An 11,658-nucleotide genomic window follows, 5' to 3' on the forward strand; every position below is an offset into this window, starting at 1 on the left:
ATGTGCCTTTATAAAGTGTGAATTGTGGAGAGGAGGGAGAATTTTCAAAAGGTTAAGAACTTCTTTGATCGGAAACTTGCTGAGATAGGGTATTATGGAATTATTGGAGCGGCTGAGTTTAAAGGGGTTTATGATGCCCTTATGCCAGTGCAGAAAGCTAAATTGGAAGATATTTGTGGTGAACGATTTCATAATTTTATTATGAATGGTTCCTTCATATGTATTGGAATTGCTTTCCCTGAATATGCAATTGATTGCATTGATGCCAGGTTAAGTGACGGAACAATTGATAAAGATAGATGGAACATATATGCAGATGAATATAATAAGATAAATGGATTTCTAAATGCCATAGCCGAGGAAATTGCAGACATCTTTGGCGGCATACCTATACAAGCAACTATTGAGGGGGTGAAAGTCAAGAATGTTAAGGAGTATTATGGTATGACAATTTCCCATAGGGTTGTAGCAGAGAATGCTGGTTTAGGTTGGAGGGGGAAGAATGAGCTCATCGTCAACGAGAAATTCAGTTGCGCCATAAGATTCGCCTCAATAATAACTGATCTGCCACTTATCCATGGGAGGAGGGTTGAAGCTTCATGTGGAGAATGCAATGCATGTTTGGAGGCTTGCCTATTCCTTAAAAATAAGGATAAACTCGAAGATTATAGGGAGCATTGCCGAAAATATATCCTCGAACTTGGCTTAAAAGCTGAAGTATGTGGGAAATGCATCAAAGCCTGCTATCGCAACAGCATATTCCGTGGAAAATTTAAACTAAAATAGTTTCACAACTCCCTTAATCAATACCACTTCACCTAAAACCAATTATACATAGAAACAAATGGTCGTCATATCATGCTTATTGTCAAAAAGCTTACTGAGGGCTAAGAATAGTATCAAAACTTGTTTTAAAGTTTCGCAAAAGACATTTACAAAATTAGAGAGCGAATGAAAGATTTTTCTTTCTAGTGAAAATGTTTTCACATTTCACCTTTAGCGATATATATATACGCGTTTTTTCAGAAGTTTATTTGGTAGCATGGTTATGTATAGGAATCGAATCATATTTGCAAGTATAATATTAATAGTTTTGATCGCAATACCCATAACACCTGCAATCATTTTGAAAACCCCAATTGAAGATACGCTGCTTGCCGAGCAATTACTATTGGATTTGATTCAAGGTAAACTCACAGGATTCATAAAACTAACAATAAAACCAGTAATAAATGGAGTTCCAGTTCAAGATACTGTTTGGTTCATAGCCATACACAACTTCACTGGAAGCGAACACAAGTATGGTGGCTTATCAGATAGAATAGTGTACGATAAATTCGTTAAGCCAGGAACATATAACATCAAAGTAAACAGAATACCCGTAGCATCAACTCCCACAGGCAAAACAATATACAAACCCGTCGAACTATACGTTCACGTGGCAACAGAAAACTATGCTGGAGGCATATACGTCGTGATTGAGCCAGACCAACCAATAAGGAGCGTTGAAATCACAATCCCACTACATAAGAGAGAACCTGCATCCATTACATGCACTTCATGCAGTAGAGGCTCAACGGCAAATCTGCAGAGCGGCTGCCCACCAGACGCATACGAAGTTAGTCAACAATTACAATATGCTTACGTCAAATGTGGTGAATGTCACTCCATAAATGGCATAGAAGCAAGATGGACAATCACTACGGAAACCCACATGTACTTCTCCCATCACAGTAGAGATTTAACATATAAATGGTGGGATATGTACGCACCGTGCTATGCACTACTGGAGAAAACCGATACTGGATGGTACGATTCTGGGAAGGCTCCAGTCGAATCAAGTAAAGAAGATTACGTCATCCAAAATAATTTCGGAGCAGTCAAAGTTTTAGCAGATGTGGGATACAAGTGTGAGAGATGGTATGACTCAAACTTCGTTGGCTTAGATGGAGAGCATGTCGATTATGAATATTATATAATGACTCCTGTTGATTTAGATGATCTAAAAGCTGGTGATCAAGTAAGCTGTAGTGAATGTGGAAGTACGCCTCCATCAGATTATCATGTTATCGCTGAATCCACTCCTGATGTTAAAATCGAATTTGAAGTTGGTGATGAGAGTTATTGGGAGTGGACTTCCGTATCCTTTACCTTCAGTTTCTCCAGCGGTAAGACTATTAGTTTTGGTGCAGGTATATCTGCAGTTAGAAAGTCAATAAATCCCCCCTATCTCCGTGTTATAGTTCATAGTTGGGGTAATCAAAATAATTGCTACTACTATTGGTTTGAGGATAACAGCAAGCATTCCTACATAGTTCATATGTCTTGGATACCACCATCATAAATCATAACATCCCCTTTTTTGTTGAGTATCGTTTAAACATTGCTTTTTCCTTGTTTGGAATGGCAAAAGTCAGTCTAACGCATCTTCTTTGTGAGTCGCTCAATAACATCTTGGCAGAGAGTTTATACATTCTCATGGGAAAGGTTTAGATGATGTTTGCCGTGGCTGAGAGGAGACCTAGAATAGGATGTATAAAGCCTATGTTAAGACCTAGGATTGGTCATATAAAGCCTAGGGATCTAGCTGGATATTTGAAGGTGGAGGATTGTGGGTGTTAGGGTTCGTGTGAGAATCAAGTATGGGGGGGAGTTTGCTGGAAACTGTAGCCCTCGTAAATACTGGTTTTGAAACACCAAACCCGCAAATCCTACTACCAGTTAAGGCTGCTGAGAAGCTCGGTATTTGGCCTAACCTACCGAGGGATGCATCCATTTAAATTTATGATACTGCTGGAGGGCCTACGAGAGTATATAGGGTGAGAAATGCAGTTACTGTTGAAGTTATTGGGAGGGAGAGGAGGGGCGTAGTTTCAGATGTCGTGATATCCCATGTGGAAGTTGAAGTTCTAATAAGCGATAAACTCACAGAAGAGCTCATGATAGCAATCGAAAAGCCGAGTGAAGGTATATGGAGATTTAGGGATGAAATTGTTGAGAGGAAGAGTGAGAGGCCAGAAATATGGCTTTAACCACATATTTATGCCTTTAAGAGAACAATTAACATTTGGGGTTCTTCCTAAACATGTGTGTCCACTCTTAATGAATTTTAATTATGATTATATAGATAAGTCTGTTTAGATGCTGAAAGTTAAATGCACATTAAGGTAAGCTTACTCGTTCGAGCCTCTATATACTTCTGTATAGCTATGTATGCTCTTATGTTTAATGAGTTTATAGTAAGCTATTGCGGTTAAAGTGGCGCCTATTATGATGGTAAGTATTATGAGTTGTGTATAATCGGTTTTCCATACGGCTACCAGTTTCCTTGGACTGTTCATGTATATATCGACAATTCCTGTTTCTAAGACTTTATCCTGCAACCCTAATCCTTCCCAACGTTCAAATACTTGGCGTATGAGGAAGCCTACCTCCACATCTTTCAGCTTTACTCTTGCATAGCTGCCCCCGTTATACCAACCACCACCCTCAACACTCCCATATTCACTTACCACTTCCAGGTAGAATTGCTTCACCCATTCCAGCGTTACCTCTCTTCCCATAGTAGTGTACCCCTTCAAGAGGTATCTGGTCTTGTTTCCCAAATCAATCATATGGCTTGTGGGTAGTGGGAGGCTTTCCCCCATTTTCAAGAATAGTAGCTTGCTGTATATTTTGAGTGGATCACGCACCACGACTACTTGAATGAGGGTGAAAGTGCTTGTGGAGTAGTATACTTGGAGCATCTTAGTCTTCCCCGAAGTAACAGTTACGGTGTAGTTTCCCCCATACTTTACATTGGCATTTGCTATTCTCTCGTAGGTGGCATAGCCGCAACTGTAAGCTGTGGGTATTGGGATGAGGTCTCCGCCAACGTTCACCAATAGCTTTAAGTTTGCTTCAATTCTTATCATGATTGTTTTGGGTTTGCCACCGTGAGGTCCTGTGAAGACGAATTCTAAGTTGCTTGGTAGAGGATGTTCCGTGGGATCTACTTTAAAATAGGCGGAGTTCGCCTTAACTTTTAAAGTCACAGTATCGTAGACTTTAAACTCCTCCTTGTTCAATGCGCCCCCAAAATCAAGTTTAATTGTGCCATTTTCTATTTGCATTGAAAGGTAGAGTGCAAGTTCCAATGGGTAATTGTAGTTTATCCAAGATTCATTGTAAAAGTAATAATCTCCCATTCGACGCTCCCTACCCAGCGACCCTTTACCTTCAATTGCCCATTTTGCAAGTATTGAGGTGGGATATGTGGTAATATTCCAAATGTTGCTTGCAAATCTAGCTTGCTTCCTCAAGGTGTCAAAGACTACAACGTTTTGAATCCAGTATACTTGTCTAGCCCCTTCTCCGGTGACATGTAGGAATGCGTTGAGTTGAAGTGCAACCCAATATTTCTCCTCATCCCCATCGAAAGGTCTCATGGCAGAAATATTTGTTATTAAGGCGTGAGCCCAAACTTCCGTGAATGTATACTTATAGCCAATTCTACCTTCAGGCAACTCAGCATATCCATAGTCTGCTATGCCTATTGGGAGATATGCTCTCCTCTCCTCAAAGAATGGCAAGAATCCCTCATATGCATGTAATGTGTAATATAACAGAGTTTCCTCCTCCGAAATTATTGTGGGAGAGTATTTGCCAGGTTTAAGGGGAACTTTAATTTGCATATTTGTTCCATTCCACGATAAAGTGGTGGATGTATCGTTAAGCTCCCCATACTTATCCTGCATTAATAACATGAATTTTATGGGACGCGTTGAACGTAAGTTTGCTTCGAAGAAGGCGTATGGTGCATTTTCGCTAACCTCAAATTGTAGGGAAATGCGTTGGAGAGGCTTCAATAAGAGGGATCCATTAAGATAAAGTAATGTCCTATTAGCAATGGCAAGCTCAAACTTATTGTAAGGTGAGGGTAATTGTGTAAGAACTTTTCCCAGTGGGCGTTCAATAGGAGAGATGCGAGCAACAAGTAAACCACCACCTCCCCCAACTGCAAAAACTTCCCTATCTCCTGATATTGACCAAACAGCATCACCCATGTCGAAGACTCTAATTACATCGCCAGTTTCATTGAATACGAATACCCGCCCTAAACGATCTCCAACCACAAGATAGCCACCAACCCAAGCTAGGGAGTATACGTTTTGGAGGTAAGGTTTAGTATAAAGTTCCTTAGGGAATATATAATCGGGAGCTAGGTAACTCCACTCAAGCTCTCCATCACCATCAAGTACACTTACACCCCTACCAGAGCCTAAAGCTATAAAATCGCCTCCCGGAACTACAATATCTGCGGAGACAAACTTGTTAATCCAGAGGAGCTTACCCTCACGATTTAGAGCATACACGTAATCTGTAACTACTATTAAGTTGTCCCCCCACCATGAAGCAGAAACTCTCCATGGTATTTTTGCATCCTTGAAGGCGCTAATAAACACGAATTTCAACATCCCATTCCTATCAAAAACGTATATCCCATGCTGGGCAACGGCTGCGGCTAGAAGTTCTTTAGACCATGAAATAGATAATACCCAGTCAGGAACTATCACATTCCATAGCAACTTACCATCCAACCCAAATACTGCAAGCCTATTAAAACCAAATTTATCCGTGCAACCCACTGCAAGAAGGCCATCATCACTCCAAGAAAGTGAATATACTTTACCTGTATCAAACTCCCATACTAGGCTACCGTCCTTGCGAAACACAAATGTCTTCTCATACCCTCCAACTGCTAAGTAGTCCCCATGCCAAGCTAAGTGCCTAACCCACCCCGTCTCTCTACTCCACTTCAAATTACCATTCAAGTCGAGGACTGTAACGTTTAGATCCCATCCACCAACAGCTACAAGGTTACCGTTAATGGCTACTGCCTCTACGTCAAAGCCCAGCCTACACTTCCACAATAATTTGCCCTCTTCATCTAATACTTGCACATAGCCATCACTACTGGTTGCAGCTATTTTGTTACCATATCTGTCAATAGACCACACGTAACCACATGTCCAGTAGCTCCATAGCGATCTCCCGCTAACATCAGTTAAAGTTAGGTTTCCAATATGATCCCCAATAGCTAAGCTTTCCCCCCTAGCAGATAGTGCTTCGACAAAACCACCTTTGTAACTCCAAATTATGCGTCCACTTTTATCGAAGGTTAAAATTCCTCCATCACCACCCACGACAAGCAACTCTCCAAACCATGTGAGTGCTCCTATCTCTCTCATTTCAACGGTCTTTTCCCAGACTAAAACACCAGTTATGTCGAATATGCAGATCCTCCCTCCGTACTTATCGGCTGCCGCGAGATAGCCTTTGTCGCTCCATGCTAGATAGTGGTAGACGCCGCTATAGTTCCAAAGTTGCTTACCACTTTTATCGAACACTTGTAAAGCCCAGTACATGCTCGATATGCGTCCATCACTTTTGATAACGACCGTTTTTCCTGCGGCAATTCGATCATCATACCAAGAGGCTGTTAATGTGCTACCCGTAGAATTCCACATAATATTTCCCTCCTTATTAAAGACTAGTAGACCAGCTCCTGTCCCAACGGCTAGTAACTCGTCACTCCACTCTACAGAGTAAGCTTGACTATCTTCCCATTCCCTACTCCATAGCAAATCACCTTGAGCGTTGAAGATGTACAATGCACCTGGAGGACCTAGTGTCACTACTGCAAGTTCACCACTTTTACTCCATGCAACACTCCAAACGGAGGTATAGTTAACCTTTCTGCTCCACTTCAACTCGCCATCCTCATTTAAAACAAACACATAACCAGCACTTGTCCCTACCGCTAACCCATACTCAGACCATTTTACCATTTTTGGAACGCCATAAGGCCATAAATGACATATTGGGGATATGAGTTCTTGATTAGATGCATTTAATGGAAGCGCATTAGACCTTTGTAACTCTAAACCTTGATTGAGAAGTGTTGCAATGAACACAAGAGCTATCATTATGATAATCTTGAATCTCATTATCACTCCATGCATTTTAAGACCTTAAACTCCATAAAAATTTAACTGCATCAAGTATAAAGAGCTCTTTTTAAGAAATAATAAAATGCCTACATCTCATTCATAAACAGTGAACTGCTCACTTCTTACTGAAATAAGACTTGAAATCACATATAACGCATTAGTCAAGGCGCTTAAAAAGGTTACAGCCTTCACTTAAACATTTTGAGGAAATTATATGCCACAACCTTTAGGGAACATTTGTCAATAGAATTGATCAATTTATTGCAAGGAAGAGTGGACGAATCCTTTTTCCTCCGTTATTACTACAAACCCACCCTTACCCAAATTAGGGAAGGTATTAGAGGCTGTAAAACCACTGCAAAATGAATTGCTCGTCATAGCGAAAAGTTAAGAGGATTTGGTGCATTTTAGCAAGACACTATGTAGATTTCAGCTGCATATGGATTTCACTTTCCCCATCTTTTCCTGAAATATTTTCTATCGCTTCATGTGATGTATACAAGTATCGCAAATGAAGTAGTCACTCCAACGTAAAGTAGAACTATACTGATTTCCATGAATTAACCCCCTCTTCACAACTTATCCTTGTCTCAAGTTCATTTTTATTCTCATACCGTGTTTCTTAGCGCATTTTACGAGCTGACTAATTATTTCTTCCTCCTTCGGGTCTATTTCAATTTCCAAATCATATTCATCAAACTTTATGCTATAACCCCCACTAACTTCATTTTTCCATTTCCGCCAATGGATTTCTTCAATCTGTATTCTAGGCGGCTTTGCTTCCTCAAATCTTCTCCCCTCAAGAACTGTTAGTCTAAAGTATTCATGTTGTTTCTCATAAATCTCCAATATCTTTTCAATTGAAGCCTTACCCTCCAAATGAACTGGGGCACCACCAATGTATCTATCTTCAAGCTTTATGCCTTCTAGCTCTCCAACTTTAATTGCCTCTTCAGAAATTTCCTTTCCGCTAACGATGAATTTAATGTTTGATGGCTCACCCAAAATTTCAAGTAAATCCCTTAATACTTCCGGCTTAAATATTGGAACAATTTCCATATAAGATATCATTCAGCTCTCCTCTATTTATTTTTAAACTTTTTTATTAAGAAATTAGACCTAGACAGACTTATATCTTCTAATTTACACATTATTGCTTGGTGATTTTATTGGTTGATTCCCTGCTCGTTATTGATATGTTGAATGATTTTGTTTATGGTGCTTTGAAATGTGATGCCGCTTTGAAGATAATTCCAAACATTAAATTGCTTGTTGATGCTGCAAGGAAGATCGGCGTCCCCGTAATTTACGTTAATGATTCGCATCTACCCAATGTTGATGGTGAGTTTAAGAAGTGGAGTCCTCATGCCATTAGGGGTTCACATGGAGCTATGGTTATTGATGAATTGAAGCCAAGCGGCTCTGATTTCATTGTTGAGAAGAGGAGGTATAGTGGTTTTTATGGAACAGATCTAAATGTCCTCTTGAGGGAGTTGAATGTGGATACATTGATACTTACAGGTATTCATACGCATATTTGTGTTATGCATACTGCGGCTGATGCATTTTATCATGGATATAAATTGATAGTTCCCTCAGATTGTGTAACGGCATTTAATGTCGAAGATCACAATATCGGTTTGAGATTTATGCGTGAACTCTATGGCGCTGAGATCGTTAATTCTAGGGATGTTCTTAAGAGGTGGGGGATTGCTTAAATTGGATTTATCATTATTCTTTCTACGCTTCATCTTTCTATCTATTGGTATGTGTATTGGTTCTGTAATATATTATCGAGTATTTAAAGGTGAATCACTTCGCTCCATCCATATGTTTTCTAAGCTTTTAATTATGGCGATTCTTTCCGCTTTCATGGCTTCATTATTGCTGGAGCTTCTTCTAACCCTATAAAGTATAAATACTGCTTTGTTATTATTTGGTTTGCGTATTGATGATTGGATATGAGTGGGATGAGGGAGGCTTATAAGAGGGTTTTGGAGCTTGATGAGGCTGTGAAGCGTAGGATGGGTGATGTTAGGTATAAGATTGCTGTTTTGAGTGGTAAGGGTGGTGTTGGTAAGAGTGTTGTTACGGCTAATCTTGCATTGGCTCTTGCTTCTAGGGGGAGGAGGGGGCTTGTTGGTATTCTTGATGCCGATATTACTGGGCCAACAATACCTAAACTTCTAAATCTTAGGGGTAGGGATCTTTTGGCTGGGCCTAATGGTATTGAGCCCATTATAGGTCCATTGGATGTTAAGGTTGTTTCAATGGATTACCTACTACCCAACGATTATACTCCAGTTATTTGGAGGGGGCCTTTGAAGAGTACTGCCATAAAACAGTTTCTCGGCGATATTAATTGGGGTAAACTTGATTTCCTACTGATCGATTTGCCTCCAGGTACTGGTGATGAACCTTTAACTATAGCTCAATCCATACCAAACATTACTGGAGCCATAATAGTCACAATACCTTCTGAGGTTTCGCAGATTGTTGTTAGGAGGGCTGTGAGTTTCTGTAGGGTTCTGAATATTCCAATAATTGGTGTTGTGGAGAATATGAGTGGGTTTGTATGTCCAAATTGTGGTGCTGAGGTGGATATATTCATGAGGGGTGGTGGTGAGAGGATTGCCTTGGAGATGGGGTTGGATTTCCTTGGTAGAATACCATTGGATAGGAGGCTTTGTGAAGCTTCTGATAGGGGTGAACTGCTTGTTCTTAGTGGTGAGGGTACTCCAACAGTTAGGGCTTTCATGAATTTAGCAGCTAAAGTTGAGGATTATGTTAAGAGGGTTGGTGGGTCTAGCTGAATTCCAAATTACTCTTCAAGATGTGCTTTACCATAATATTTCTCTGTAGGATACTTCTTTGCATTTTTCTCAATCTTTTCAATTATGGATTTCGATAGATCTATATCAGCAACCTTTGCGAAGCTTAATATGTATATGATTATATCCGCCAACTCCTCTCTAACCCTATCCTTATAGTCTTCTCTATTCATTAGTTTCTCCACTTCTTCGTGGCTTCTCCATTGGAATAGTTCAAGTAGTTCTGCAGCTTCTATGCATATGGATTCAGCTATATCCTTTGGTTTATGATATTTCCCCCAATTCCTCTCTTCTATGAATCTCCAAACCTTCTCCTCCAATTGGCTTATGGTTAACTCATCATCCAATTTCATTACAATCATTCATTGTTAGTGAGTTCTTTAAATTTCAAGGTTTCCCTTCCCTCAATATTGGTTTTGCAGTTTCATATCTTGGATGTCTCCTTATGATTATTAGCTTCTCTTCCCCTTCTTGTGGGACATTTAATTCAACTATGTTTAATCCATACCACTCTTCTTCACTTAATGATGCGAATATTGTGTATTTCCCTTCATTCAAATTTAGTGTTATCTTCCCATTTTCAGGTGTAACCCCCTTCCATATCTCCCTACCATTATACATGACTGTGATCTGGGCTGACTTCACAGCTCTATTTTCATTATCCTTTACCAATATTGTAACCTTATACTGTTTTAGCATTCTACCAAAATCTAGTTCTATGGAATTCTTCTTGTAGTATTCATCAGTTTTCTTCAGCATTTCCATGAAGCAATCTTTAACATCGTTTGGGGCTGATATGTATAATCTCACCAGCATTTTCATGGCTTCCCTTATTTCATCAATACTACTACATCCATACAATTTATCTCTGAAGAATAGTAGGTCTTCCCTAAGCTTCTTATCAAATTTATTCCAATTTGTTGATAGCCATGGATTATATATGCTTCTCATATACCCCCATACTATATCTTGAACTCTCATTTCAGCTTTCACCTTCTAATTCTATCACTTTTGTGTAATAAATGTTATCATAACTGAATAATGTCTAAGCATGATTTTACATAATTATTATAGTATTTTTATGTATGAATACCTTTATATGTATGCGTCACCTATCTGGTTATTTGGTGATTTAAAGTGGTTGTTAAAGTTGTTAAGAGGGATGGATCTGTTGAGGAGTTTGCCCGTGAGAAGCTTGTTACCTCACTTTTGAAGGCTGGTTCTGATCTTCGTACTGCCCGTGAATTGGCTGATAGGGTTGAGGAGCATTTTGCTGGTAGGGAGGAAGTTAAGAGTGAGGAGATTAGGTCGAAGGTTCTTGAACTTTTAAGAGAGAAGGATGTTAAACTGTATGAGAATTGGATCGTCTATGATAGGGCTGTGAAGAAGAGGAGGTTGTAGACTTACCCTGCAATTATAACTCCATCAATTCCCATTTTTTTATTCCTTTAGTATCATGAAGTCTGATGGTTTCCCTCCTAAAACCATTCTATGGTATTCTTCCCCGCTACTTGTGGTTACCATTTCAATTTTCCCTTGAGCTATAACCCACTCCCCCCTTCTGGCTTGTTCGCAGAATCTACCTCTAAATGACGTTATTTCCACCAACTTTTTCGGGTTGCATTCCCCCTCAATTAACTCTACATTGGATATACTGTACTTGCATGGTGTGAATATTGCGTATTTATCGTCTTCAATTAATGCTTTCACCCTTGCATAACCAATAGTTCTATATAATTTATCACCATACTTTTCTTCAACTTCATCCCAATCCAGTATGAATCTTATGAAGAATTCCCTGTTTAGGAATTCCCCTTGTGAAACCTTTCTCCTCT

At 39.6% G+C, this 11,658-nt stretch carries 11 protein-coding genes and 1 pseudogene; 7 read left to right on the top strand and 5 right to left on the bottom strand.

The features are described 5' to 3' along the window. Positions 1-24: 24 nt before the first annotated feature. The 4 genes from MRT15_RS06510 to MRT15_RS06525 all read left to right on the top strand — a co-directional run bounded on the left by MRT15_RS06510 (position 25) and on the right by MRT15_RS06525 (position 3,032). Positions 25-786: a hypothetical protein gene (locus MRT15_RS06510; protein ID WP_304329042.1), complete on the top strand. Its 762-nt coding sequence runs from the start codon at positions 25-27 to the stop codon at positions 784-786. A gap of 262 nt (positions 787-1,048) precedes the next feature. Then, entirely contained in the window at positions 1,049-2,344 is a 1,296-nt protein-coding gene (locus tag MRT15_RS06515) for a hypothetical protein (RefSeq protein ID WP_304329044.1), read from the top strand. Between the two features lie 310 nt (positions 2,345-2,654). Continuing rightward, on the top strand, positions 2,655-2,780 hold the full coding sequence (locus MRT15_RS06520) for a hypothetical protein (protein WP_304329045.1): 126 nt from the start codon (positions 2,655-2,657) through the stop codon (positions 2,778-2,780). 39 nt (positions 2,781-2,819) lie between these two features. Continuing rightward, the gene (locus MRT15_RS06525; RefSeq protein WP_304329046.1) at positions 2,820-3,032 is read left to right on the top strand and encodes a hypothetical protein; all 213 of its coding nucleotides are present in this window, start codon (positions 2,820-2,822) and stop codon (positions 3,030-3,032) included. A 141-nt stretch (positions 3,033-3,173) separates the two neighbouring features. Here MRT15_RS06525 and MRT15_RS06530 read toward each other — a convergent pair whose 3' ends face one another. Together MRT15_RS06530 and MRT15_RS06535 are read right to left on the bottom strand one after the other, a co-directional pair. Then, positions 3,174-6,989 carry a thermopsin family protease gene (locus tag MRT15_RS06530; protein ID WP_304329048.1) on the bottom strand — a complete coding sequence of 1,272 codons (3,816 nt, stop codon included), beginning with the start codon at positions 6,987-6,989 and terminating at the stop codon, positions 3,174-3,176. Positions 6,990-7,571: 582 nt separating this feature from the next. Beyond that, on the bottom strand, positions 7,572-8,063 hold the full coding sequence (locus tag MRT15_RS06535) for a hypothetical protein (protein WP_304329050.1): 492 nt from the start codon (positions 8,061-8,063) through the stop codon (positions 7,572-7,574). A gap of 89 nt (positions 8,064-8,152) precedes the next feature. Here MRT15_RS06535 and MRT15_RS06540 point away from each other — a divergent pair, with 89 nt between their 5' ends. Together MRT15_RS06540 and MRT15_RS06545 are read left to right on the top strand one after the other, a co-directional pair. Then, entirely contained in the window at positions 8,153-8,710 is a 558-nt protein-coding gene (locus tag MRT15_RS06540) for a cysteine hydrolase family protein (protein WP_369684956.1), read from the top strand. 243 nt (positions 8,711-8,953) lie between these two features. Continuing rightward, a complete protein-coding gene (locus MRT15_RS06545; RefSeq protein ID WP_304329054.1) occupies positions 8,954-9,805 on the top strand; it encodes an Mrp/NBP35 family ATP-binding protein in 852 nt (283 codons plus the stop codon). An 8-nt stretch (positions 9,806-9,813) separates the two neighbouring features. Here MRT15_RS06545 and MRT15_RS06550 read toward each other — a convergent pair whose 3' ends face one another. Both MRT15_RS06550 and MRT15_RS06555 read right to left on the bottom strand, forming a co-directional pair. Next, complete coding sequence (locus tag MRT15_RS06550) at positions 9,814-10,176, bottom strand: nucleotide pyrophosphohydrolase (RefSeq protein ID WP_304329056.1); 363 nt, start codon at positions 10,174-10,176, stop codon at positions 9,814-9,816. Positions 10,177-10,210: 34 nt separating this feature from the next. Then, a complete protein-coding gene (locus MRT15_RS06555; RefSeq protein WP_304329058.1) occupies positions 10,211-10,774 on the bottom strand; it encodes a hypothetical protein in 564 nt (187 codons plus the stop codon). 186 nt (positions 10,775-10,960) lie between these two features. Here MRT15_RS06555 and MRT15_RS06560 point away from each other — a divergent pair, with 186 nt between their 5' ends. After that, complete coding sequence (locus tag MRT15_RS06560) at positions 10,961-11,224, top strand: ATP cone domain-containing protein (protein WP_304329060.1); 264 nt, start codon at positions 10,961-10,963, stop codon at positions 11,222-11,224. Positions 11,225-11,263: 39 nt separating this feature from the next. On the opposite strand, the pseudogene MRT15_RS06565 reads toward MRT15_RS06560, so the two are convergent. Then, positions 11,264-11,658, bottom strand: a pseudogene (locus MRT15_RS06565) (hypothetical protein); the annotation flags it as partial.

The organism is Candidatus Culexarchaeum yellowstonense, from assembly GCF_024707025.1.
Lineage (GTDB): Archaea > Thermoproteota > Methanomethylicia > Culexarchaeales > Culexarchaeaceae > Culexarchaeum.